General features: G+C 71.9%; 18 protein-coding genes and 2 pseudogenes. 10 read left to right on the top strand and 10 right to left on the bottom strand.

Annotated elements, in window-relative coordinates; translation table 11 throughout:
• Window positions 1-81 precede the first annotated feature (81 nt).
• The 4 genes from LZ604_RS02880 to LZ604_RS02865 all read left to right on the top strand — a co-directional run bounded on the left by LZ604_RS02880 (window position 82) and on the right by LZ604_RS02865 (window position 4576).
• Complete coding sequence (locus tag LZ604_RS02880; protein WP_234512251.1) at window positions 82-1149, top strand: aspartate-semialdehyde dehydrogenase; 1068 nt, start codon at window positions 82-84, stop codon at window positions 1147-1149.
• A 388-nt stretch (window positions 1150-1537) separates the two neighbouring features.
• Window positions 1538-2203 (top strand): SigE family RNA polymerase sigma factor, encoded by a 666-nt coding sequence (locus LZ604_RS02875; protein WP_234512247.1) that lies wholly within the window; start codon window positions 1538-1540, stop codon window positions 2201-2203.
• Window positions 2200-3600, top strand: coding sequence for a hypothetical protein (locus LZ604_RS02870; RefSeq protein ID WP_234512245.1), 1401 nt, complete (start codon window positions 2200-2202; stop codon window positions 3598-3600). The genes LZ604_RS02875 and LZ604_RS02870 overlap by 4 nt, the downstream gene beginning before the upstream one ends.
• Window positions 3601-3757: 157 nt before the next feature.
• Window positions 3758-4576, top strand: a complete 819-nt coding sequence (locus LZ604_RS02865; protein ID WP_234512243.1) for an SURF1 family protein — start codon at window positions 3758-3760, stop codon at window positions 4574-4576.
• Between the two features lie 144 nt (window positions 4577-4720).
• Here the strand turns inward: LZ604_RS02865 and LZ604_RS02860 are convergent, their stop codons facing one another.
• On the bottom strand, window positions 4721-6580 hold the full coding sequence (locus tag LZ604_RS02860; RefSeq protein WP_234512240.1) for a S9 family peptidase: 1860 nt from the start codon (window positions 6578-6580) through the stop codon (window positions 4721-4723).
• A gap of 123 nt (window positions 6581-6703) precedes the next feature.
• Window positions 6704-8644: an NAD-binding protein gene (locus LZ604_RS02855; RefSeq protein ID WP_234512624.1), complete on the bottom strand. Its 1941-nt coding sequence runs from the start codon at window positions 8642-8644 to the stop codon at window positions 6704-6706.
• A 556-nt stretch (window positions 8645-9200) separates the two neighbouring features.
• On the opposite strand from LZ604_RS02855, the gene LZ604_RS02850 reads away from it, so the two are divergent.
• Window positions 9201-10148 (top strand): MIP/aquaporin family protein, encoded by a 948-nt coding sequence (locus tag LZ604_RS02850; RefSeq protein WP_234512238.1) that lies wholly within the window; start codon window positions 9201-9203, stop codon window positions 10146-10148.
• 52 nt (window positions 10149-10200) lie between these two features.
• Here LZ604_RS02850 and LZ604_RS02845 read toward each other — a convergent pair whose 3' ends face one another.
• Window positions 10201-12351, bottom strand: a complete 2151-nt coding sequence (locus LZ604_RS02845; RefSeq protein ID WP_234512236.1) for a SpoIIE family protein phosphatase — start codon at window positions 12349-12351, stop codon at window positions 10201-10203.
• A gap of 399 nt (window positions 12352-12750) precedes the next feature.
• Between LZ604_RS02845 and LZ604_RS02840 the strand changes: the two genes are divergently transcribed.
• Complete coding sequence (locus LZ604_RS02840) at window positions 12751-13962, top strand: amidohydrolase family protein (protein WP_234512234.1); 1212 nt, start codon at window positions 12751-12753, stop codon at window positions 13960-13962.
• Window positions 13963-14273: 311 nt separating this feature from the next.
• Here LZ604_RS02840 and LZ604_RS02835 read toward each other — a convergent pair whose 3' ends face one another.
• The gene (locus tag LZ604_RS02835) at window positions 14274-18413 is read right to left on the bottom strand and encodes an nSTAND1 domain-containing NTPase (protein ID WP_234512232.1); all 4140 of its coding nucleotides are present in this window, start codon (window positions 18411-18413) and stop codon (window positions 14274-14276) included.
• Between the two features lie 515 nt (window positions 18414-18928).
• Between LZ604_RS02835 and LZ604_RS02830 the strand changes: the two genes are divergently transcribed.
• Together LZ604_RS02830 and LZ604_RS02825 are read left to right on the top strand one after the other, a co-directional pair.
• The gene (locus LZ604_RS02830) at window positions 18929-19384 is read left to right on the top strand and encodes a hypothetical protein (RefSeq protein ID WP_234512230.1); all 456 of its coding nucleotides are present in this window, start codon (window positions 18929-18931) and stop codon (window positions 19382-19384) included.
• A 376-nt stretch (window positions 19385-19760) separates the two neighbouring features.
• Window positions 19761-19881 (top strand): annotated as a pseudogene (locus LZ604_RS02825) (site-specific integrase); the annotation flags it as partial.
• 412 nt (window positions 19882-20293) lie between these two features.
• Here LZ604_RS02825 and LZ604_RS02820 read toward each other — a convergent pair.
• Window positions 20294-20515: a CarD family transcriptional regulator gene (locus LZ604_RS02820; RefSeq protein ID WP_234512227.1), complete on the bottom strand. Its 222-nt coding sequence runs from the start codon at window positions 20513-20515 to the stop codon at window positions 20294-20296.
• A 374-nt stretch (window positions 20516-20889) separates the two neighbouring features.
• A complete protein-coding gene (locus tag LZ604_RS02815) occupies window positions 20890-21540 on the bottom strand; it encodes a peroxiredoxin-like family protein (RefSeq protein WP_234512225.1) in 651 nt (216 codons plus the stop codon).
• A gap of 119 nt (window positions 21541-21659) precedes the next feature.
• On the opposite strand from LZ604_RS02815, the gene LZ604_RS02810 reads away from it, so the two are divergent.
• Window positions 21660-22259 (top strand): TetR/AcrR family transcriptional regulator, encoded by a 600-nt coding sequence (locus LZ604_RS02810; RefSeq protein ID WP_234512223.1) that lies wholly within the window; start codon window positions 21660-21662, stop codon window positions 22257-22259.
• 65 nt (window positions 22260-22324) lie between these two features.
• Here the strand turns inward: LZ604_RS02810 and LZ604_RS02805 are convergent, their stop codons facing one another.
• The 4 genes from LZ604_RS02805 to LZ604_RS02790 all read right to left on the bottom strand — a co-directional run bounded on the left by LZ604_RS02805 (window position 22325) and on the right by LZ604_RS02790 (window position 24255).
• Window positions 22325-22654 (bottom strand): TfoX/Sxy family protein, encoded by a 330-nt coding sequence (locus tag LZ604_RS02805; RefSeq protein WP_234512220.1) that lies wholly within the window; start codon window positions 22652-22654, stop codon window positions 22325-22327.
• Window positions 22654-23112 (bottom strand): SRPBCC family protein, encoded by a 459-nt coding sequence (locus LZ604_RS02800; protein WP_234512218.1) that lies wholly within the window; start codon window positions 23110-23112, stop codon window positions 22654-22656. The genes LZ604_RS02805 and LZ604_RS02800 overlap by 1 nt, the downstream gene beginning before the upstream one ends.
• Before the next feature lie 226 nt (window positions 23113-23338).
• Window positions 23339-23659 (bottom strand): sensor histidine kinase, encoded by a 321-nt coding sequence (locus LZ604_RS35975; RefSeq protein ID WP_308283554.1) that lies wholly within the window; start codon window positions 23657-23659, stop codon window positions 23339-23341.
• A 311-nt stretch (window positions 23660-23970) separates the two neighbouring features.
• Entirely contained in the window at window positions 23971-24255 is a 285-nt protein-coding gene (locus tag LZ604_RS02790) for a DUF7336 domain-containing protein (protein WP_234512215.1), read from the bottom strand.
• 79 nt (window positions 24256-24334) lie between these two features.
• Here LZ604_RS02790 and LZ604_RS02785 point away from each other — a divergent pair.
• A pseudogene (locus LZ604_RS02785) lies at window positions 24335-24754 on the top strand (tyrosine-type recombinase/integrase); the annotation flags it as partial.
• Between the last annotated feature and the right edge of the window lie 206 nt (window positions 24755-24960).

Below are 24960 nucleotides of genomic sequence, written 5' to 3'. Positions count from 1 at the left end.
CAGGGCGTCCATGGGCGCCCTCGCGGGCCGGGCACGGGCCGTCCGCGCGACGGTCCGGCGAGCACACCGTACGGAGCACCGATGACGGCGCGGACCGGCCGGCCCACGCTCGCGGTCGTGGGAGCGACCGGGGCCGTCGGCTCGGTCATGCTCCAGATCCTTTCCCAGCACGCGGACATCTGGGGCGAGATCCGCCTGATCGCCTCGCCCCGCTCGGCCGGCCGCAAGCTGTCCGTGCGCGGCGAGGAGGTCGAGGTCGTCGCGCTCGACGAGCAGGCACTGTCCGGCGTCGACGTGGCGATGTTCGACGTGCCGGACGAGGTCGCGCTCCAGTGGGCGCCGGTCGCCGCCGCCCGCGGCGCGGTCGTCGTGGACAACTCGGGTGCGTTCCAGATGGACCCCGAGGTCCCGCTGGTCGTACCGGAGGTCAACCCGCACGCCGCCCGGGTGCGTCCCCGCGGCATCATCGCCAACCCCCACTGCACCACCCTGTCGATGATCGTGCCGCTCGGCGCGCTGCACGCCGAGTTCGGGCTGAGCGAGCTGGTGGTCTCCTCCTACCAGGCCGTCAGCGGCGCGGGACGCGCCGGCATCGACACCCTGCGCCAGCAGCTGTCGCTGGTCGCGGGGACGGAGCTGGGCACCAGCCCTGGTGACGTACGGCGGGCGGTCGGTGACAAGACGGGCCCGTTCCCGGAGCCGGTGGCGCTGAACGTCGTCCCCTGGGCCGGGTCGCTCCGCGAGGACGGCTGGTCCTCGGAGGAGATGAAGATCCGCGACGAGTCCCGCAAGATCCTCGGACTGCCCCGGCTGCGGGTCGCGGTGACCTGTGTGCGCGTGCCCGTGGTCACCGCGCACTCCCTGACCGTTCACGCCCGCTTCGAGGACGAGGTCACGGTCGACCGCGCCCGGGACATCCTCGCCACCGCACCCGGCGTCGTCCTCTTCGACGACCCCGCCGCCGGCGAGTTCCCCACGCCCGCCGACGTGGTCGGCACGGACCCGACCTGGGTGGGCCGGGTGCGCCGTTGCCTCGACGACCCGACCGCGCTCGAACTGTTCGTGTGCGGGGACAACCTGCGCAAGGGCTCGGCGCTGAACACCGCACAGATCGCGGAGCTGGTCGCGGCGGAGTGGGCGGCCTCGTAGGCTCGCCTTCCCGTCTTACCTGGCCTTCCCGTCTTACCTGGTGGGCACACCCGGCTGGCCATCCGCCGGAACGTTTGTAGGATCTGTGTAGGTTCCATCGACTGTCATGGTCCGGACCACTTGAATGGAAGCCTTCGGGCGTTCGAAGATTTCCCTCCCCGTCCCGCAACCGCTTGCGGAGCGGGGAGCGTCTTTGCGGTCGCCCTCCGGGGGGCGGGCACCATCACACATGGGGCATAGGGGAAGAGCTGGTTCGGATGAGGGCACTAGACGCACGGTCCGCTGCGCTGGGGGGCGCACGAGGGGACGTGCCGACGGACGTGCTGCCTGGCGCAAAGGGGATGCCCGTCGCGTACAACCCTGGCGCGGGCAGACGTGTCCAACTGGCGTGGCAGAGGTACTCGAATTCACCGCGGTACGGCCGAGGGGCACGGCCCTCCGCCCGCCCCGTCGCCCCCGCACGCCCGGCGCGCCGGGCATGCCGGTGATCGCCCCCATGCCCGCTGCGCGGTCCGCCCGCATACCCGGCCAGCGCGAGGACGCCGAGGAGACGACGGCCGCCGGCACCACGGTGGACCATCTGACCGAGACCTACCGTGCCCACTACCGCTCCCTCCTCGGCCTCGCGGCACTCCTCCTCGACGACACCGCGTCCTGCGAGGACGTCGTCCAGGAGGCGTTCATCCGCGTCCACTCCGCGCGCAAGCGCGTCCGCGACCCGGAGAAGACGCTCGCCTACCTCCGCCAGACGGTCGTCAACCTGTCGCGTTCGGCGCTGCGCCGCCGCATCCTCGGCCTCAAGCTGCTGTCCAAGCCGATGCCGGACATGGCGAGCGCGGAAGAGGGCGCGTACGACCAGCTGGAGCGCGACTCGCTGATCCGGGCCATGAAGGGCCTGCAACGCCGGCAGCGTGAGGTGCTGGTGCTGCGCTACTTCGCGGACATGACCGAGGCCCAGGTCGCCGAGACGCTGGGGATATCGCTGGGCTCGGTGAAGGCGTACGGGTCACGCGGCATCGCGGCGCTGCGCACCGCCATGGGGGCGTCGGCATGAGCGAGTACGAGGAGCGGCGCCCCGACGTCCGGGGACACGACTCCCACGAACGACATGAGCCCGATGTGTGGCACGAGCCGACGGACCGGCCCGCGCCCCACGAGGACGACCACGAGCAGCATGCTGGGAACGGAACTGTGAACCACCGCCCCGACGACCAGGGCCGACAGGAGGCCCGGCCGGACCAGGCCGCTCCCGACGCCTCCGCCGCCGACCGTTCCGCGCGGTGCAGCGACGGCTTCGAGGGCCGCGCGGCCGCCGACGGGTTCGGGACCGGGCGGGACCGGCTCATGGCGGCGCTCGGGGACCCCGGCCGGGGCGGTCTCGGGTCCGGCGGGGCCGGAACCGGCGGCGCGGGCCTGGGCTCGGGGCGGACCGGCGACGAGGAGGAGCCCGCGAGGGACCCCGAGGGCCTCGCCCCGGACGAGCTGGCGCTGCGGCGGATGCTGCGCCGGGCGGTGGACGAGATCGAGCCGCGCGAAGGCACCCTGGAGCATCTGCGGCGCGCGGTGCCCGCCCGGCGGGCCCGTAAGCGGCAGGCCCTGGTGGGCATGGCGGCCGCCGCGCTGTTCATGGGCACGGCGATCCCGGCCTTCGTCCATGTCGCCGACGCCACCGGCTCCGACGCCGATCCCTCCATCGCCGGCCAGGCCTCACAGGCCCAGGGCGGAACGGGCCAGGTCAAGGGCCCGGACGGCGGCTCCAACGGCGCGGCAGGCTCCGGCGGCACGTCCAAGGGCAAGGGCCAGGGCGGCCAGAAGGGCAAGGAGGACAAGGGCAAGGGCGCGACCGGCGGAGCCACCGGCGGGGCGGACCCGACGGCTTCCGCGCAGAGCGCCCCCGCGTGCACGGCGGCCCAGCTCGGTGGCGCCACCGCCACCGAGGGCGCACCGGACTCCGCCGGCACGGTCTACGGCACGTTCCGCGTGGCCAACGTCTCCACCACGAGCTGTACCGTCCCGGGCGCCGGCACCGTGGCCACGGCACCCCAGGGCGCGGCGGACCCATCCAAGATCAACGTGGTGAACCATGTCGCGGGCGACGCGGCCACCGGGCTGCCCGACCCGTCCCAGGAAGTCACCTCGCTGGTGCTCAAGCCGGGCGCGGCGTACCAGGTCAAGTTCGCCTGGGTTCCGTCGGAGACCTGCCCCACCACGGGCGGCGGCACCGGCGGACCCTCCCCGGACCCGAGCCCCTCGGAGAGCCTCGCCACAAGCGGCGGCACCACTTCGCAGGGCGGCGGGGCGGCACCGCAGCTGATGCGGGAGGACGGGGTGGCCGACGGAAGCGTGGTCGTCTCCCACACACCCGTGACCGGCTCCGGAACCACCACCGCGACGGTCTCCAACGCCTGCGCCGGCACGGTCTACCGCACGGGCATGCTCCCGGCGACCTGAACCGTGCTCCCGGCTCGCGTTGCGGCGGGCGCACCTGTCCGCGCTTCGCACGGGGAGGCCGTGGCCGCCCGCCCTCCGGAAGGTGGGGGTGCGCACCCCCACCTTCCGCCGGGCCCCACGGGCGGGTCCGCGGGGGCGGCACCGTACCGTTGAGGGCGTGTACCGGTTTCTGCTGACGCCCCGCTGGTGGGGGATCAACGTCTTCGTGCTGCTGGCCATCCCCTTCTGCGTCTTCATGGGGTCATGGCAGCTGAGCCGGTTCGAGTCCCGGTTGCACGAGCAGCAGGCGGTGCGCGAGCAGGCCACGGCGGACCGCAAGGAGGCGGCCCGGCCGCTTCGGGAGCTGCTGCCGGTCGACAAGAACACGTCCGGGAGGCGGGCCACGGCCACCGGACGGTACGGGAAGCAGTTGCTGGTGCCGGACCGGGAACTGGACGGCAAACGCGGGTTCTACGTGCTCACCATGCTGCGGACCGACGAGGGCAAGGCCCTGCCGGTCGTGCGGGGCTGGCTGCCGGGTGACGCGGATACCGCGAAGGCGCCGGCCGCGCCGGCCGGCGACGTCACGGTCACCGGCGCGCTGCAGGCGTCGGAGAACCCGGGGGCGGGAGCGAGCGGGGGGCTCGCGCCCGATCAGACCGCGGCGATCAGCTCCGCATCGCTGGTGAACCTGGTGCCGTACCGCGTGTACGACGCCTGGGTCACGCTCGACAAGGCCGACAGCGGGATGAAGGCGGTACCGGCGACGGCCCCTCAGGGGACCGGGCTGGATCTGAAGGCGTTCCAGAACCTGGGTTACACGGGCGAGTGGTTCGTCTTCGCGGGCTTCACCGTCTTCATGTGGTTCCGTCTGCTGCGGCGCGAGGTGGAGTACGCGCGGGACGCGGAACTGGGCCTGGTCGCCCAGGCCCCGGCGGAGGCGGCCCGGAACGAGAAGGCCGCCGCGGCGAGCGAGTCCGGGGCCGCCGCGAGCTGACCGCCGCGAGCCCACCACCCCGAGCCCACCGCCGCGAGCTGACCGCCGCGAGCCGATCGCTGTGCCCGGAGGCCCGGGCGGGCTGACCGCCCGGGTGCCGGGCGCACCCGGCGGACCGCCCCGCCCGCCGTACGCGGGCTTCGCTCACCTCCCCAGATGACGCTCCGCGAAGTCCAGCTCGAGCCGCACCTGCTTGATCCGCTCGTCCACCACCAGGGAGCCGTGCCCCGCGTCGTACCGGTACACCTCGTGCACCGCCCCCCGCGCGGCAAGCCGGTCCACATAGTTCTCGACCTGACGGATCGGGCAGCGCGGGTCGTTCACCCCCGCCGAGATGTACACCGGGGCCTTCACCGCGTCGACGTAGGTCAGCGGCGACGACGCCTCGAACCGCTCCGGCACCTCCTCGGGCGTGCCCCCGAGCAGGGTCCGGTCCATGGCCTTCAGCGTCTCCATCTCGTCGTGGTACGCCGTCACGTAGTCCGCTACCGGCACCGCCGCGATCCCGATGGTCCATGCGTCCGGCTGGGTGCCGAGCCCGAGCAGGGTCAGATACCCGCCCCAGGAGCCGCCGGTCAGGATCAGCCGCTGCGGGTCGGCCAGCCCGGACGACACCGCCCACTCCCGTACCGCCGCGATGTCCTCCAGCTCGATCAGACCGACACGGTGCTTGAGGGCGTCCGTCCACTCGCGTCCGTACCCCGTCGAACCCCGGTAGTTGACCCGCACCACGGCGTACCCGTGGTCCACCCAGGCGGCCGGGCCCGCCGCGAACGAGTCGCTGTCGTGCCAGGTGGGGCCGCCGTGGATGTCGAACACCGTCGGCAGTGGCCCGGTCGCTCCGGCCGGCTTCTGCACCAGTGCGTGGATGCGGCCGCCCGGGCCCTCCACCCACACGTCCTCGACCGGCACCGACCCCGGCGACTTCATCCCGGGCGGATCCAGCACGACCCTGCCCGACGTCGACCGCACCACCGGTGGCTCGGCCGCCGAGGACCACAGGTACTCCACGGTCCCGTCGGGGCGCGCCGTCGCTCCGGACACCGAGCCCGGCGGTGTCGGCACCCGCACCAGCTCGCGCGTCGCCAGGTCGTAGCGCAGCAGCTCGCTGCGCGCTTCGAAGCTGTGCACGATCAGCAGCGCGGAGCCGTCCGGATACCACTCCGCGGCCACGTCGCCCGGCAGCTCCAGCGCCAGGTCCGTCTCCTCGCCCGAGGCGACGTCCCACACCAGCGGCTCCCACCGGCCGCGCCGCTGGTGCCCGACCAGCAGGCGGGTGTCCCCGTCGACCGGTGCGAAGCCCAGCGCCTCCAGGCCCAGCTCGACCCTGCCGCCCTTCGTGTCGTCCAGCTCCGCCACCGTCGAGCCGTCCGGCCGCAGCACGCGCAGGGCCGAGTGCATCGCGTCGCCGTGCTCGGTGTGCTCGACGGCGATCAGCGCACTGTCGTGCGAGAGGCCGCCCACCCCGGCCGACTCGCGGTGCCGGTAGATCTCCACCGGTTCCTGACCGGCCCGTACGAGATGGATCGTGGAACCGTCCTCGTCGGTGGAGCGGCCCACGACCGCCGTCCGCCCGTCCCGCCCGATCGCGAGCCCGGCCGGGTACGAGGGCTCGAGGCCGAAAGCCGCCGGCTCGTCGGTTCCGGGACCCGCGCCGGAACTCCCCGGGCCGGCGCCGGAGGCGCCGGGCGTGAACCGCTGGCGTCTCCAGATGCCGAACTCGTCGCCGTCGGTGTCGTCGAACCACCAGATCCACTCGCCGTCCGGTGAGAGCAGCCCGTCCGTCGTGCCGTTCGGCCGGTCCGTGACCTGGCGCTGCTCGCCCGTGGTGCGGTCCCACGCGTACAGCTCGTACGTCCCCGTGGCGTTGGAGACGAACAACGCGCGGTGCGGCGCGTCCTCCGCCCAGTCCGGCAGTGACACCCGCGGCGCCCGGAAGCGCTTTTCCCAGTCCGGCATGTCCTCGCCGCGCTCGGGCGAGGTGGACCCGTTGCTCTCAGTCATGGCCCCATAGTGCCTGGCCCGCGCCCCCTCGCGTGGGCGAGGCCCCCAGCCTGTGGAAAACTCTTCGGGGCAACCTTCTGACCAGGCACGACCACGTCGGCCGAAGCCTCCCTTCGTGGGCGGCTACGCCCCCGCCCCCTCGCCGCGCCTGCGCCCCAGGAGCTCCGCCAGGCCGCGGCGCGTCGCGGCCAGGACCACCCGGTCCTCGGAGCGCAGGACATAGGTGGGCGGCAGGTCCCAGACCAGCCCCGAGGCGCGGCCCGGACCGCCCGTCCCGGGGTCCGGCGCCTGAGCCCGTTCGCCGGGCGTCGCGGTGTCCAGGGCGAGCACGCGCCAGGCCCCCGCGCGGAAGGCCTGGGCGACCGTCCGCCCCTCCAGTTGCGGATGCCCGGCCACGTCCACGGCGGCGAAGAGCAGCACCCGCCGCTCGACGGGGATCGCCCCCAGGATCTGCCGCCCCAGCATGGCTCCGGCGAACGCGGGCGCGGCCAGGTGCGACACGCTGCGGCTGCGGGTCAGAGCGTGCGGGTGCGCGGCGCGCAGGGTGCGGTAGACGGCGGTCGCGAAGTCGTCGTCGTACAGGCGCAGCACGACCCGCAGATCGGGCCGTACGGAGCGCGCGTACAGGACGGCTTCGAGGTTCGTGGTGTCGGCGCTGGTGAGCGCGAGCAGCGCATGCGCCCGGTGGATCTTGGCGGCCTCCAGGACGCCTTCCTGCGTCACGTCGCCGAGCACGACCGGCACCCGCAGCCGCCGGGCCGTCGCGAGGCCGCGCGCCTCCGGATCGCCCTCCACGCACACCACGGGGATCTTCAGCTCCCGCAGCCGCGTGAGCACCCGGGTGCCGATCTTGCCGACGCCGAGCAGCACCACATGGCCGGACAGCCCGCGCGGCGGCTTGCGCAGCGCGGTCCCGCTGCGGAAGGTGCCGAGCGCCTCGAGGACGGCCGCCAGCAGCACGGGCAGCAGCAGCAACCCCAAGAGACCGGACAGCAGTTGCAGGATCTGCCGCCCGGCGGGCTCCCCGATGGCCGGGTTGTTGATCGCGAACAGGTCGAGCAGCGTCAAGTACGTGGCACGCAGGGGGTGTTCCCCGGTGACCGCCATCGACGCGACCGCCAGTGCGACGACACAGCCCACGAGTCCCGCGAAGGACCAGCGCAGCCGTCGCGACAGCAACGAGCCCAGGGGGACGACACTGCGCCCGGCGGGCAGTGGGGGACCCGCGTACGAGACGGTCTCCAGGACGACCGTGCCACGTCCGGTGGCCGCGGCGACCGCGCTTTCGTCGGGCAGGAGTTGTGGCCCCTGCGCTCCGCTGCCTTCGGAGCCGTCGGCGCCGGCGGGGTCGCTCGCCGTCGCCGACAGCAGGGCCAGGGTGCACAGTCCGGGGTCGGCGACCTCGCCGGGGCCCGGCGGCGGGCGTTCCACGGCCCGCAGCATCAGTCCGTCGGTCTGGACGACCTTGGTGGTGCCGGCCACGGCGGTCGCCGCCAGCGCGGGCGCGGCGGTGTCGGCATCGGACAGGACGGTCGTGGACGCGTCGAACGCCTCGGCCTCCGGATCGCCTCCGCCGGAGGCCAGGGCCGCCGCCTGGTCGAGAAGTGCCTCGATGTGCTGCCCCAGCCGCCGGTTGTACAGCCGCAGCACGAGCGGCAGACGCGGGTTGAGGCGGCGGGCGGTGAGCGCGGCGCGGATGTTGGTCTCGTCGTCGTCATAGACGAGCGCGAGGGCCGCGGCCCGCTCCACTCCGGCCTCGGCGAGCACGGCCTCGGAGGCTTCCGGGGCCTCCAACGTCCGTACGGCGCCCGGTGTTCGGGCGATACGGGTGCCGGTGGCGCCGGTGCCGCGCCCCTCCGCGCCGTTGCCGTTGCCGTTGCCCGCCGCGCGCGTGACGGCGGCGGAGACCCGGTCGAGCAGCGCGGAGGCGCGGGCGCGTCCCACCACCGGCTGCCGGGCGACCCGGGTGGCGGGTGGCACGACGAGAGTCACCTGCTCGTCGTACACCCCGCGCAACTCGGCGGCCAGCCGGTGCGCGAGCCCGTCATCCCCGCACACCACCATGTGCGCGACCGTGTCACCCGGCCCGTTGTGTTGCGGAACGCTAGCCACGGGGAGAAAGACTGCCTCACGCGCGAGCCGGTTCCACAGGGCGGGGGTGCCGAAGGGGCGGGGGCCGAAGGGGATGCGACGCCGACCCGGCCGACGGGGATCTCCCGGCAGGGGGATCCCGCGTCCCATTTGCGGAAGGAAGCCGCCCCGGAAGGAAGCCGCCCCGGAAGGAAGCCGCCCCGGAAGGAAGCCGCCCCGGAAAGCAGCCGCCCCGGAAAGCAGCCGCCCTGGAACCGAAGCCACCCCGAAACCGAAGCCGGACCGGAAAGCAGCCACCCCGGAAAAGCAGGCGCCCTGGGGAGAATCCGCCGCGCACGCAATCCGCTGTCATCCGAACGGGTCATCGTGCTGGACAGGGCGGCAATTCATGAATCAGTGAGTCATACTCGGTGTGTTCCCGCTGTATGCACGCGTTCCGTGAACGCGGAGGCCGTCACATTCGAATACGCAGGCCCGGACGGGTGGCATCGGGCTCCACGGGCCGGACCATTCCCTGAGGGGGCCCATCATGGCCGTGGAAATTCCGCCCTTGGTAAAACCCTCCCGGCTCAGGAGCCGTGGGGGTCTCTTCGGCGAATGCCTCGCGGAATTCCTGGGGACGTGTGTCCTCATCTCCTTCGGATGCGGTGTGGTCGCCATGGCGGTGGCCGCGCTGCCGGGATCGGGCCGTACGGTCGGCCCCACCACCTTCTTCCTGGGCGCCGGTGACTGGCTCCTCATCGCCTGGGGCTGGGCGTTCGCCGTGACCTTCGGCGTCTATGTGGCCGGCGGCGTCAGCGGGGCACACCTCAATCCGGCGGTGACGCTCGCCTTCGCGGTGCGCCGCGGATTCCCCTGGCCCAAGGTGGTTCCGTTCATGGTGTCTCAGCTGGCCGGCGCCTTCGCCGGGGCGGCGCTCGTGTACGCCGTCTACCACGACGCGATCAACACCTTCGACCGGGCCATGACGGGCCCGAAGACGAACGGGCACACCCTCGCCACCTTCTCCGTCTTCGGAACGTTCCCCGCGCCGTACTTCCACGGCGGCACCTGGGGCCCGCTCGTGGACCAGATCGTCGGCACGGCCTTCCTGGTCATGTTCATCGTGGCGCTCGTCGATATGCGCAACACGGCGGTGAAGGCCAACCTCGGCCCCCTGATGGTCGGCCTCGCCGTCGCCGCCATCGGCATGTCGTACGGTGCGAACGCGGGCTACGCCGTCAACCCCGCCCGGGACTTCGGCCCCCGCCTGTTCACCTGGCTCGCCGGCTGGCAGGACCTCGCGCTGCCCGGCACCCTCGCGGGGACGTTCAGTGACTACTTCTGGATCCCCATCGTCGGCCCCCTCGTCGGCGGAGTGGTCGGGGTGCTCGTCTACGACCTGTTCATCGGCGACGTCCTGCACGTCCGGTCGCAGCTCGCCGAACTCCCCGAGGCCGGCCGGACCCGCCCGGAGGTGGACACGGACGAGGAGTGAGCCCGCCATCGGCCGGCAGCCGCCGCGCCGGAGGCCGGGCGGGCAGGACGCGTCAGCCCGGAGCAGGGGCCTCCCGCAGGGTGCGCAGCAGCAGAACGGCGATGTCGTCGGTGTGCCGGCCGGTGGGCCAGGTGCAGTGCACGAGACCTTCGATCAGGTCCTCCAGATCGTGGTCGTGGGCGGAGGCCAGGTACTCGACGAGTTCCCCGGTGCTGTGGTCGATGTTGTTGCCGGGGACTTCCACGAGGCCGTCGGTGTAGAGGGCCAGGACGGCGCCCGGGTCAAGCGGCACACGGGCGACGGGGTAGCGGGCGCCCACGTCGATGCCGAGCAGCGGCCCGGGATCGACCTCCAGGACCTCGGCGCGCCGGAGGCCCCGGCACAGCAGCGGCGGAACGTGGCCGGCGCTGGCCAGGGCGACTTCCCGGCGGGCCAGGTCGAGATGGACGTAGAGACAGGTGACGAGCAGGTCCGAATCCAGGTCGGACAGCAGCCGGTTGGTGCGGGCCAGCACCTGGTCCGGTGACCCGCCCGCGGTCGCGTGCGCATGGATGGCGGTGCGGACCTGGCCCATCAGCGCGGCCGCGGCGATGCTGTGCCCCTCGACATCGCCGATGACCGCGGCCGCGGTGGTGCCGTCGAGACGCAGCAGGTCGTAGAAGTCGCCGCCGACGTCGATGCCGTGGCTGGCGGGCAGATAGCGGGCGGCCACGTCGAGGCCGGCGACGGCGGGCAGGGCCCGGGGCAGCAGCGCCTCTTGCAGGCCGTGCACCAGCTGATGCTGGGCGTCGTAGAGCCGGGCACGGTCCAGCGCCTGGGCGATGAGACCGGCCAGTGAGGTGAGGACGGCCCGCTCGTCGGCGGTGAAGACATGGGGGCGGTCGTAGGACACGACGCAGCAGCCCACCGGCCGTCCCGTGATGACCAGGGGAAGGAAGGCCCAGGCCTCCTTGCCGCTCATCCAGGGCGCCCGGGGATAGCTGCGCGCCAGTTCTTCGGGGCCGGAGAAGAACGCGGAGGTGCCGGTGACCAGGCTATGCCCGACCGGGGTGAGGCCGGTGTCCAGCGGCAGCCCGTCGAGACGTTCCACGGCCTCGGCCGGGTAGCCGTAGTGGCCGGTGATCCTCAGCCGGCCCGCGTCCGCGACGGACAGGACCAGGCCCTGGGCGCGGAACGCGGGCAGGATCTGGCCGGCGAGCAGGTCGACGAGGTCGCGCACGCTCACCGTCTCGGTGAGCGCGGCGGCCAGATGGACCAGCTGGTACAGACGGCCGGTCGCGGTCACCGCTGTGGGCCGGGGCGCGGCATGGGGCACCGGCTGCTTCCCGGAGGGGGTGATACGGACGCTGATGCCGCTGGCGTCCGGGTAGAGCTGGAAGGTCAGCCAGTGATCGGGCGGGCGCAGGGCGTCGTAGGACAGGGGCGCGCGGCTGATCACCGCGGTGCGGTAGTGGTCCTCGTACACCGGGTTGTCGAGCCAGGGCAGCGACTGCCAGGGCCGGGTTCCCAGCAGCCGGTCGGCGCTGCTGCCGAGGAGGCGGGCGGCGGTGCCGGTGATGAAGGTGATCCTGCCCTCCAGGTCGAGGGCCGCGGCGCCCTCGGGAAGACGTTCGGCGTAGTCGGCGGCGGCCAGGGCGGTCGGGGCGGCCGGGGTGGTCCGGGCGGACCGGCGCGCGGGTTCGGTGTCGACGGAGACGGTGCGGGGCTGGTCGGGCAGGGTAGGCGGGCGGGGAGCCTCGTCCAGGAGCCTGGCCAGGCGGCCGGCGCTGCCGGCGATGTGGCTGCGTTCGCGGGGTGTGGCCCTGCGCGGGTGGTCCGCGGGCCACATCAGCACCAGTCCTCCCCAGCAGCGGCGGGCCCCCGTCAGGGCGATCGCCGCGAGGGAGAACCGATAGGGCAGGACGGCGGTGACGCGCGGATAGCGGCGGGCCATGTCCTCCTGGCCCCCGACCCAGACCAGCCGGTCCTCGCGGATCGCGTCGGCGACCGGCACCGGGGCGGTGAGCGGCAGACGCCGCCAGGGGGCCGAGAACTCGAGCGGCAGACCGCACATGGCCACCAGGCGCAGCGCCGGCTCCCCCTCCTCGACCAGATAGATGGCGCCGATGGAGGCCCCGGTCCGCCGCACGGTGTCCGCCAGGCCCTGCGTGAGGGCGTCGTCCGTTGACCAGGGGCCACCCGGTGCCTCGTCGATCCCGGACATCACATCCTCCGGCCAGGTGTCACAACAGGCCCCCGAGGGGGCCGCTCGCCCGCGACCGCCACCCGGGAGCGGTGCCCGCGGCACGCCCGTGCGGACGCGGCGCTTGGCGGGTTCCCGACCTGCATGGTTCATAACGGGAATGTGTATAACCGGACAATACGCCCGATTTCCGACCGTCCGGGCCCCGTCGGCCGGGCGCCGTCGGTCCCGCGTCGACGCCGGCCGGGAAGGGCGGCCCAGGGGGTCGCACTCCGGTGCCGCCGGTGCCACTCTTCCGGGCTCCCGCCGATCCTCCCGTCCGCACGGTGGAGCGGTGGAGGTGGGACTGCGGCCCCTTGCCGTCACCGTGGGGGCCGTCTACCTTGAATCTGACGCCTCGTCAGATTGTGAGGGAACGCAGTGGGGACGGAAGGAAGCACCAGGGATCTGCCCAAGGTCATCAGCGTGGACGACCATGTGATCGAGCCCGCGCACCTCTTCCGGACGTGGCTCCCCGCCAAGTACCGGGACAGGGGGCCGAAGCCCCTCACCGCCGGCATCGGCGATCTTCGGTACGTCGGCGGCAAGTACCGGTTCAGCACCGACCCGGAGGGCCAGATCACCGACTGGTGGGAGTACGAGGGCGAGCTGTTCCCGTACAAGCGCATCATCGCGGCCGTCGGCTTCTCCCGGGACGAGATGACCCTCGACGGCATCACGCGTGAGCAGATGCGCCGCGGCTGCTGGGATCCGAAGGCCCGGCTCGAGGACATGGACCTCAACCACGTCGAGGCATCGCTCTGCTTCCCCACCTTTCCGCGCTTCTGCGGGCAGACCTTCGCGGAGGCCGGCGACAAGGAGGTCGCACTCGCCTGTGTCCGTGCCTACAACGACTGGATGGTCGAGGAGTGGTGCGGCGACAGCCAAGGGCGGCTCGTACCGCTGTGCCTCATCCCGTTGTGGGACGTCGGACTGGCGGTCGCGGAGATCCGGCGGAACGCCGCACGGGGCGTACGGGCCGTGACCTTCAGCGAGATCCCCACCTACCTGGGGCTTCCGTCGATCCACTCCGGCTACTGGGACCCGTTCTTCGCGGCGTGTGAGGACACCGGGACGGTGGTCAACATGCACATCGGGTCCTCGTCGCAGATGCCGGCGGCGTCCCCCGACGCCCCGCCCGCCGTCCAGGCGTCGCTCAGCTTCAACAACGCGATGGCGTCGATGATGGACTTCCTCTTCTCCGGGGTCCTCGTGAAGTTCCCCCGGCTCAAGCTCGCCTACAGCGAAGGGCAGATGGGCTGGATTCCCTACGCACTGGAGCGTGCCGACGACGTCTGGGAGGAGCACCGGGCCTGGGGCGGGGTCAGGGGCCTGATACCGGAGCCGCCGTCGACGTACTACTACCGGCAGATCTTCTGCTGCTTCTTCCGCGACAGGCACGGCATCGAGGCGATCGAGACCGTCGGCGTGGACAACGCGACCTTCGAGACCGACTACCCGCACGTCGACTCGACGTGGCCGCACACGAAGAAGGTGGCCGCGGAGCACGTGGCCGGCCTTTCCGACGACGTGACGTACAAGCTGCTGCGCGGCAACGCCATCCGGATGCTGGAGCTGCCCTTCGACCGGTGACCTCACGGCTCCTGGCGCCCTCACGCACGAGGTGCGCAGTGGAGCCCGCGGGCCGCCGGGACCCCATTGCCCGGCGGGCCGCCGGGCGGGAAACGGCACTTCCGGCACGCCCCGCCCCCGGAACCGCGTCCCCGACGGCGCCCGCACCCGGGCATGGAAGCGCCCGACCGCTGGCGACGGGGGATGCACCAGCGACCGGGCTGTGGTCCAGCGTAACAACGCCGCTCGGGCGACGGGAGGCGAGTGCCCGGCCCCGGCGGGAAGTTGTGAGCGGGATCACGTGGAATCCACCGTGGTCCGCCCCGGCTCTCTCACCGCCCGCACGGCGGGTCGTACGAGAGCCGGGGGAGGTACTCGTGCCATCGCTGCGGGGTCAGCACGCCCCGGGTGACCGAACAGATGTGGCGTATGGCCTCGTCGGCGTCCAGGGGCCACAGACGGACCGTGTCCGCACCGCTCGACACCCCGAGCACATGGCTGTTGGGGCTGAAGGACAGGAAGTTGCCCGTCTTGGCGTAGGGGCTCATCGACTGGCCGATGGGGGTGGCCGACGACGGCCGGGTGACGTCCCAGAGCCGTACCGTGTTGTCGTTGCCGCCGCTGGCCAGGGTCTGGCCGGACCTGCTGAACGTCAGCGACGTGACCGCCTCGGTGTGCCCGGTGAGCGGGGGGCCCAGCCCGGTCGCCGTGCGCGGGTCGGTGACGTTCCACAGCCGTACGGTGTCGTCGTCGCTGCCGCTGGCCAGCGTATGGCCGTCGGGGCTGTAGGCGAGCGCGTTGACGGGCCCGGAGTGCTCCGTGAGGGGCCGCCCGAACGGGGCCACGTGAGCGGGGTCGGTCATGTCCCACAGCCGGATGTCGCCGTCCGCGCTGCCGCTGGCGAGCGTGCGTCCGTCCGGGCTGAAGGCGAGGGCGTTGATGAAGCCCCGGTGGCCGGTGAGCGGCTTGCCGAGCGCGACGGCATGGGAGAGGTCGCCGACGTCCCACAGCTGGATGGTGCGCTGGTCGTAGGCGGTGGCCAGGATCCGCCCGTCGGGGCTGTACGCCAGCGCATACGAACCCATGAACCGGGTCCGCAGGGCTAGGCGCGGCCCGGTGAGGACCGGGTGGGCCGGATCGGCGACGTTCCACAGGTACACCGACTCGTCGTCGGTCAGCACCACGAGCGTGCGGCCGTCGGGGGAGAACACCAGCGAACGCTGGCCGCCGTCGGCGGGCATGAAGGGCTTGCCCACGAGCGTGGGCCGACCGGGAGCCGCCACGTCCCACAGCCGCACCCTGCCGTCGCTCGCGACCGTGGCGAGCAGCTTGCCGTCCGGGCGGAACACCCCGTTACGGCCGGTCATGTCCGACGTCGGGATCGACCACAGGCGGACCTTGCTGTCACCGCTGCCGGTGGCGAGGGTACGGCCGTCCGGGCTGAACCCCAGGGCGTACATCTCGCCGCTGCCGCCCGCAAGCGGCTCGCCGACCTGGGAGGGCGAGCCGGGATCACTGACGTTCCACAGACTCGCCGTGCTGTCCGCGCTCGCGGCGGCGAGATGCCTTCCGTCGGGGCTGAAGGCCACGGACCAGATGGGGCCCGTGTGGCCGGTGAGCGGCGAACCGATCGGTGCCGCACGCCCCGGGTCGGAGACGTTCCACAGCCGGATGGTGTCGTCGGCGCTGCCGCTGGCGAGCGTGCGCCCGTCCGGGCTGAACGCCACCGAGTGCACCAGTTCCGTGTGGCCGGTGAGTTTCGCCAGCAGCTCGGGGTGGCGTGGATCGGCCGTGTTCCACAGCTGGATCGTGTGGTCGTCGCCTCCCGCCGCGAGCGTGCGCCCGTCGGGGCTGAACGCCACGCAGCGCACCGCGGCCGTGTGGCCGCCCAGCGAGCCGAGCGGTTTCGGCCGGCGCGGGTCGGCCACGTTCCACAGACGTGCGGTGTGATTCTCGCCGGCGGAGGCCAGCGTGTGTCCGTCCGGGCTGAAGGCGACCAGGTAGATCGTGCCCTGGTGGCCTGTCAGTGGCTTGCCGAGGGAGGTGGGACGGGCCGGATCGGTCACGTCCCACAGCCGGATCGTGCCGTCGTCCCCGGCACTGGCGAGGGTTCGTCCGTCCGGGCTGAAGACGGCACTGCTCACCCAGCTCGTATGTCCGGTCAGGGGTTTGCCCAGCGGCTCGGGGCGGCTGCGGTCGGCCACGTTCCACAGGCGGACGGTCCGGTCGTAGGAGGCCGTCGCCATGGTCTTGCCGTCGGGGCTGAACGTGGTGAGGTAGACGGCGCCGCGATGGCCGAGCAGAGGAGTGGCCAGGGGAGCGTTCACGATCGAGATCAGCCTGCTGTACGTTCCCTCGTCGCCCGGCCGCAGGTCGTGGGCCACCAGGTCCAGCTGGGCGGCCAGCGAAGGGTCCGTGTGCTGGACCCGGTCCGCTTCGGCGAGCACCTGTTCGAACACTGCGTCGTCTCGCTGCTGCCACGCGACCACCGCCGCTCCGGCCGCGAACACGGCGAGCACCACCAGCGCCGCCACGGCGGCGCGGCTGATCAGGACCGAACGCCTGCGCAGCCTGACCGAGGCGGCCAGGAACTGCACGGCGCTGCGGGTCAGATAGGTGCCACCGGCGGACTTCGCCCAGGTGTGGGCCTGTTCCAGGCGTGAGCCCCGGTAGAGCAGCGACGTGTCGCGTTCCGAGCCCTCCCAGGCCCGGCTGTCCTCCTCCAGCCGCTGGCGCAGCAGGTTGCCGTTCCTGTCCTCGTCTATCCAGTCGCGCAGACGTGGCCAGGCGTGGAGCAGCGCCTCATGGGTGATCTCCACGGTCTCCGCGTCGAGTGTCACCAGCCGGGCGCGCACCAGCGCCTCGAGGGACTCCTCCGTCTTGCCGGGATCCGTCGACTCATCCGCCAGCTGGCGCCGCGTCCCCCGGCGGCGGGTGGCCTGGGTGTCCTCCCCCAGCCGGACCAGCCTGAGCAGAAGCAGCCGGGCGGCCGTGCGCGCCGCCGGGTCGAGGCTGGACCAGGCCCGCTCGGCGGTCGCCGCCACGGCTCCCTGGATCCCGCCCGCCGCGCGGTAACCGGCCAGCGTCAGCCGGCCCGCCTTCCGGCGCTGCCAGGTGGCGAGCAGGGCGTGGGACAGCAGTGGCAGCACGCCCGCGTTGTGGGCCCCGCGCGGTCCGTCGGCGCTCACCTCTCGGACGATCAGCTCCCCGAGGCCCGGCTCGAGTTCCAGTCCTACGGCCTTGGCCGGGCCCGTGACCGCTTCGCGCAACTCCGCGGTGGTCAGCGGCCCGAGCACCATGTGCCGGTGCTGCAACGCGTCGGCCAGTTCCGGATAGCCGAGGCACTGCTCGTAGAAGTCGGCGCGTATGCCCAGGAGCACCAGCACCGGGGCCCGATCGCCCAGGCCGGCCGGTGAGCAGGCGGCGTGGAGGAGCTGGATGAAGGTGCGCCTGTCCGCCTCGTCGGAGCAGAGGGTGAACGCCTCCTCGAACTGGTCGACGATGACGACCGGGCGTGCGGCCGAGGACTTCTCGCGACGCGCCCAGCCCGCAAAGGCCTCCCGCACCGCGTGCGCGAAACCCGGGGTGCCGGGATCCTTGGGCGCGAAGCCCTTGACGGCAGGATTCTTGGACTCCTTGAACTCCTTGAACTCCTTGAACTGCTTTGGCTCTTTGAGCTCTTTGAGCTCCTTGGCCTCTTTGAGTTCCTTGGGAGAGACGGTTTGCCGCTCGACGGCTTCTCTCGCGGCGGAGACCACGGGCGCGAGTCCGGGGATGTGGCGGATCAACTCCCCCAGGGGATCCCCTCCCGGTACGAGGTGCAGCACCTCCCGCGTCCGGCCGCTCTCGTCGCTCAGCGCGCCCCTCTGCAACGCGGGCACCAGGCCCGCGTTCAGCAGGGACGATTTCCCGGCACCCGAGGCACCCACGAGCATGACCAGCCCGCCCGTCTCCTCCGCCGCGCTGAGCTGGGCGACGAGCGCGTCCGTGCTCCGCTCCCGGCCGAAGAACCACCCGGCGTCCTGCCGCCGGTACGGAGCCAGCCCCCGGTACGGGCACACCCCGGCCACGGCCGGGTCCTCGGCCGGAGGCCGTTCCTCCTCCTCGGCGGCCGTCTCGGGGCGGTCGCCGACCGGATCGGCCACCGCCCGCTCCCACAGGCGCTGCCACTGAGCCACGTCGTACAGGCCCTTGGACACCGGAGCGGCTCGCGCGCGCCGCGCCTGGGGGATCAGTATGTGCAGCACCGCCGCGAGGGCGGCAAACTGAGCGGGCACGTTTCTGGCACGTCGCCAGTCGCTGATCCGCTGAGCCGACACCCGTACGGGCCGCCCTCGTTCGTCGACCCGCTGGAGGCGGTCGACCGCCTCGGCCACGCGCTTGAGGGGAGGGTTGCCGGCCTCCTTGTAGAGCAGCGCGAGACGTTCCGCGAAGGCTGTGCGTGCCCCTGAGTCGGAACTCAAGGCCTCCACCCCTTACTTCCCCCGCAGTTGGACATCCGGACCGGAAAACTCACTCTATACGCCTGACCTGCGGCGAAGGTTCCGGTTCGACACCGGAAGCTCCTCGGGAGGACCCCCTGGCTGGCAGGATCATGGCCGAAAGCGCAGCAGTGCGCATCGACCGGACGGACCACCGGCCCGGCGTCGTACCGGGAACGCACGGCATATGTTGCCGGTCGTCTCCACCACCGCGACGGAGCAGGGCGATGCTCTCGCCGCCGGAGCCGGAGCCGGAGCGATCCGTGGAACCGGGGTTTCCCCGGGCCGCCGTCGCGGCGACCAGGGATCAGGTCGTCCGCCGATCCGCGCCGTTCGGCACCGGTCCCCACGAGGGGAGGGACCGGTGCCGAGCACCGCGGTACGCCGAGCGCACACGGTGGGCCAAGTGCAGCCGCAACGCCCCCGCGACCATGCCGGTGGGGACCGCAACCATGCCGCTGGGGACCGGCGTCCGCGTTCCCACGCCCCACGGGCAGGATCGGACCATGAAGCATCCACATCTGCCGACCACCGAGGCCGCGGTCACGGCGATACACGAGATCGCGCGGGAGTTCGGCCTGGAGTTCGCCGTGACCCACGACATCGGCGCGGACCAGACGTCCCGCCGCACCGCGGCCGGGGCATTCACCGTCCTCGACCCGGACGGCTCGCTGCCGCACGAGGCTTTCGTCGAGTTGGGGGGCTCCCCGGCCGTGACCGTCCGGCTCTTCCCGGAGGACGACGCGAAAGTCACCGTCGACGACGTGGACTTCGAGGACCTCCCCCGAGACTCGGTCCCGGCGTTCCTGCGGTCCGTCTACGGCGGTCTGGCCCGTGTGAAGGGAAGAGCCTTTCCGCCCGGTCACTGGCTGATCGTCCCCCTGCCCGGGGACGAGACCTACAGGGAACTGATCCCGCACACGACCCTCACTCCGTGGCTCGCGCGCAACGCCCGTGCCTAGAAAAACCGGGGGTCACAATCCGCGCGGGCAAGAGCTCGGCCGACTGCTGTACTTGAGCGAATGGTAGGACCCATACCGGCGACGTCCTCGTGTGGTACGGCCACCACAGGCCCCGAAGCGTGGGTCACGCGTACGACCAGAGGCCAGTGACCGGCAAGGCAACTCCCGCCAGCACGACCAGCCCGGCGATGCGGGCCCGCAGGCGCGCCCATGGCCGCGGTCGGAGTCCGTACTTCCCATCGGAGCGGCCGCCGGCCACGCCGATGGGGTCGTCGACAGGCCGAGGACCACTCACTGTGACCGCGGAGGAGCTCAGGGTCGGTGGGGTGAGTGTGGGCGATATCACACGTTTAGGCCAGTTGCCTGGTCACCTGCGCCCCGGCTCGTCGGCCACTCGGGTACGGCCGTGACCGAGGATGCCTACCGGAAGCAGATCCACCCCGTGATCCACCGGCGCTGTGGTCATGGACGGCGTCTTCAAGCGGGGTCCGGGCCGTTGGCCACGCAGATCGACACACGGCCCGAACAGGTCGAAGCTCCGATCATTTGGGGGCGGGCCGGGGGCTCACCTGGGGGGACGAGTGAGGTGGGGCCTCGGTGTCGTCGGGTCGTCGACGGCCCGCGGCCGGTTGCCGGAGCCACCGTCATTCGTGGGGCCAAGCTGCCTTGGGGCGCGCCGCACGTAGGCCCGAGGCAGGCTCCTGTGCGTCCTCGAGCGGCAAGGTCTCGTCTTCCCCGAAGTCGGGGGCCTGGAATGGGTTGGTCGCCGGAGGCGGTGATGCTGCAGTGGAGCAGCGGGGTTGCCCTTCCGGGGCGGAGAACAGCGACGTCAGATCGATGGGAGAACTCTCTTTCGTTACAGACCCCTCAAAAAAGGGGCCTGGTGTGCCGTGACCGGGCACAGCGGTCCTACAGCTTGGTCATCTTGGCGTAGGGGCTCAAGATCCGCATTTGCGCCGAGCCGAAATCCACCAGCGCCGCGACTCCGGTCTCGATGCCGACTACTCGGCCGAGGCCGTACATGTCGTGTGTGACCTGGTCGCCGACGGCGAAGTGCTTGGGAACCGGTGTGACCGGGGCCTTGAAGGGGCTGGTAGGCAGATGGCGCTTCGGTGCACGAGGCTTTGTCATGACTCAGTATGACCCCACGTGCGTCCTGTTCGCTGTGGCCATCGGCACAGATCCGGACGGGGGCGACGGCTTCATGCCGCTGACCTGGGGTTAAACGATCGTCTGACTGCGGTGACACTGCGGTGACTCTGTACGCTCCGGCAGCTGTGCTGCAGCACCTGCTGCCTGGGCGACCGCGACCGCGTCCGTGGGCGTCTGCGAGCTGGGTTCCAAGATCTTCTCCCAGGTCTCTCGAAGCGTCGCGGGTCGGTGTCCCCGGGCAACCACGCTCGGCGCACCCGGTCGTGGCGGCGCTCCGGGACGACGAGAGGCGGCTGACGATGCCGACGGCGCTCCGCTGCCGGGCGCTCCTGTTGTTTCAGGGCCTGGCCGGTTCAGCCGAGGCCGTCCAACGCGGCGAGGACGTCGGCGGGTTCGGCCCGAGCCGTGTAGTCGGTGTCGACGAAGGCCCAGCGGATCACGCCGTCGCGGTCGATGACGTAGGTGGCGGGCAACGGAAGGGTGCGCGGGTGGCCGTCGTTGACGCGTTGCAGGTCGAAGCCGAGCTTGTCGTAGGCGGCGGCGAGGTCCTCGGGGAGGTCGAAGGCGAGGCCGTACTGCTTCGCGGTGTCGGAGCCGAGGTCGCTGAGGACGTCGAAGGCGAGGCCGTGCTTCTCGGTGAGAGTGAGGGATTCATCGGGGATCTGCGGGGAGACGGCGACCAGGCGGGCTCCGCGTGCGGTGATGTCGGTGTGGTGCCGCTGGAGGGCGCGCAGGGCAAGGTTGCAGTACGGGCACCAGGCGCCGCGGTAGAAGGTGAGGACGACGGGGCCGTGGGCGAGCAGCTGGTCCAGGGCCACCGTCGCGCCGGTCGCCGAGGGCAGGGTGAAGTGCGGTGCCCGGTCGCCGGCGGCGAGGGCGCGGCCGGCCTGTCCGGAGTCGGCGAGCTCATGGTTCGCGCGGTCCATGACCTGCCGCATCTCGGCGGGGATGTGGCGGTGTCGGGCTTCGTTGAGCGCGCGCAGTTCTGCGTTGAGGCTGGTCATGGCGGTCTCCCCGTGCTCGGACGATACCTGGTACTTGGAACGACCGTTTCAAGATAGCGGGCCGCCCCGGTACGCGCCAGGTATCTTGGAACTGTTGTTTCAAGTTGGTGGGGTGACTCATGCCGGACATCAAGCACTTCGATCCGGACGCGGCCCTGGACACCGTCGTCCGACTGTTCTGGAGACAGGGCGTCGCCATGACCGGGATCCAGGACGTCGTGACCGCGACCGGCCTCAACCGCTCCAGCCTGTACGCCACGTTCGGCGGCAAGCAGGAGCTCTATCTCGCCGCGCTGCGCCGCTACCAGGAGCAGTGGTCCAGGCCGGCGTTCCGTGGGCTCGCCGATGACCGCCGCGGACTGCCGGCCGTCGCCGAGTTCTTCGACGCGCTGATCGAGGTCCGGTGCTCGGGCGAGTACGCCCGCTGGGGCTGCATGGTCTCGAATGCGCAGGCCGGCGCGGAGAACGGCGACGCGGAGGTGCGCGCCTTCCTCCACCGGCACCACGAGGAGCTGCGGGACGCGCTGTGCGCGGCGCTCGTCCGGGCCGAGGCCCAAGGCCAGCTGGCGGCCGGCACCGAGCCGGGCGTGACGGCAGACCTGCTGGCGCTGCTCGCCTACGGCGTGAACCTGCGCTCCCGCACCGGCGCCGACGCCGGTTCGCTGCGCGCGACCGTCGGCGCCGCGCTCCGATCACTCACCAGCCGGACCGCCGAGTAATCCGCTGACGGGCTCCGATGGCCGGCCGGTCGTCCGTCCGGAAGCCTCGCCGAGACAGTGAAGACTCACTTGGGTGGCAGGCCGGCCGCGAACGCGTACCCCTCGTCGATCCATTCGCCGAGGGCCTCGTCCTCCGCGACGGCGGAGCCCGCGACCACGACCCAGCCGCGCATCGGGCGGCCCGCCATGTCGAAGATCCGAGCGCCCGGACGGGCCAGTGCCGCGTCCGTGGCCTTCGGACCCACTCGGACCATGAGGTCGTCGCCGGTCACCCCCACGGCCATGCTGCCCCTGTGCAGGAAGGCGAGGCCGCCGAACATGCGTTTCTCGGTGATGCCCGGGTCGGGGCCCAGATGCTGCCGAATCCGCTCCGCCAGTCCCTCGTCGTACGCCATCACATGTCGCCTTCACGATCGGTGAGCCGGCGTTCGAGATCGCGCAGGTCCTTGGTGAGAGAGGAGCGGACCTGGCGGGACGTCAGAGGATCAGCCAGCCGGAGCAGGCCGCCGGGGCCGCCACGAACGCGGATACCGGCCAGGGTTCCGCGTGGGTGGGACTCGAACGAGTAGGTGACGCGCATCGGCATGGGTGCGGCCGAAGCGACCATGTCCAGCAGCCCCGGCGGGTCGTATGCGGTCACCCCGAGGACGTAGTCGATGCGGCGGCCGAGAAACCGGGCCGTACGGGTGACTTCGGCGCCCAACCCGAACCCGCCGCCCTCCGCCTCCCGGGTCAGCTCCGCTGTGCGGATGCCCTGGGTCCATTCCGCGTCGTGACGCCAGTCCATGGCGTACGCGGCGACCTGCTCGGGCGGTAGCGGGATCACCCGCCGCACTGTCACATCGATTGCCACGGAACCAGGATCCCAGCCGCCGCCGCAGAGCGCGCGGCACGCAGGGACGGGGCCGGGCCGTGGAGGCGCCGCGGTGGCGCCGGCGCCGAGGGCGATGAGTGCGTAGAGCCGGTAGCGGCTGATCTCGTCGTACAGGGCGGAGACAGCGGGGCCAGGTGAGCCGGCGGGCCGGGAAGAGGCGGCGCCACGCCCCCGGCCGTACGCGGCCACCCGACCCGTGTGCCGGTCAACAGGGCAGGACGAGAACGACACAGGCCCCGCGCCCGGTGTCCTCGGCGTGGGCGGTGCCGCCGTGGACGGTGGCCACCGCCTGGACGAAGGCGAGCCCCAGACCGGATCCCTCGCCGGTGCGGCTGGCCTCGGCGCGGGCGAGGCGGTCGAACGCCCGGGACAGGAACTCCGGCGGGAAGCCGGTCCCCTCGTCCGTGACGCACACCGCAGCCAGCGAACGCGCAAGTCCGAGGGCGCGTGAACGCCGCTCTTCCTGCGGCACCGGAGACTGCTCCTGGGAGAAGCCGACCAAGACCTTCTCCCAGATTTCTCCCAAGCGATCTCCAGGAACCACTCAGGGGCCCGGCCCGCTAAGCGGATCAGGCCCCTGACCTGGTACTTCACTGGGGGTGGCGGGATTTGAACCCACGACCTCTTCGTCCCGAAGCAACTTGGGTGCGCGCCTGGCCTCGGGCTGGTGTGGCACTCACCTGCACTGACGGTCCGAAGACGTTCGCGTTCGTCCGCCGCTGTTCGTCGGCGTTGTCACGCAGTTGGACACTCACTCACTGATCGCACGGAGCGGCACAGCCGTGGCCCGTTCGGTGCTGACCGAGTAGCCCATGGCACGGCGAACGTAGCCATGCGCTACTCCCCAGAGGGGATGCGTACGAAGCCGTCCTCCCAAGTGTCATCGTCCAGGAGGTAGGGGACGATGACGAAGCACTCGGGCTCGTCCTGGAAGCCTGGTAGCAGACGGGCGCGAACGATGCATTCCTCGGCCTTCTCTTCCGTCGAGTAGATGCCCAGCAACTTGACGTCGTCGCCGTCCTGCTCATCGATGAAGACGCCGTCCTCGTCGATGTGCACGGTTGCCCCGTCAGGCCCGGCCTCGTTCTGGTGGCCTACGTGCCACAGGGGATAGACGATCACGCGGCCAGGCTAGCGAGCGCTCGGACCTCAGGCCCGCCACATCGACGCCATCAGCTTGGGAAGCTCAGGTGCTCTAGGCACGCGAGCACGGCGCACGCCCGCTCTGCCGGCGCGCTGCGTCGAAGCCCTCTGGTACCAGTTCGAAGAACAGGGGTGGGATCGGCTCGCCGCTGGGGACGACTGGGAGGAGCACGGCCTCGTCCTCTCCTCGGCCGTGGGCAAGCCGCTTGACGCTGCCAACGTCCGGCGCGCCTTCCGTCAGGCACTCAAGGGCATCGACGGGATCAACGCCGACGAGTGGACGCCGAGGGAGCTGCGGCACAGCTTCGTGTACCTGCTGTCCGACCGTGGTGTCCCGCTGGAGGAGATCTCCCGGCTCGTCGGGCACTCGGGGACCGCCGTGACCGAGGAGGTGTACCGGAAGCGGATCCGGCCCGTGATCCAGACCGGCGCCGTGGTCATCGACGGGATCTTCGGCGCCGACCCGCGACGCTCGTAGACACTCAGGAACCGATAGTCACGCAGTTAGGCACGCAGCAAAGCCAGAGGGCCCTCACCGAAACGGTAAGAGCCCTCTGACCTGCTACTTGGCTGTCGGGGGGGCGGGATTTGAACCCACGACCTCTTCGTCCCGAACGCGATCACGGGGGGCGGGTACCTCGCCTCGGGGCCGTCGGGCTGCTCGTTCAGCGTGGGAACAGCTCC

The sequence above is a fragment of the Streptomyces glomeratus genome (assembly GCF_021462825.1).
In the GTDB taxonomy this organism is placed as follows: Bacteria; Actinomycetota; Actinomycetes; order Streptomycetales; family Streptomycetaceae; genus Streptomyces; species Streptomyces glomeratus.
The sequence above is the reverse complement of the archived record's forward strand: the minus strand, read 5'-3'. Positions and strand labels throughout refer to the sequence as shown.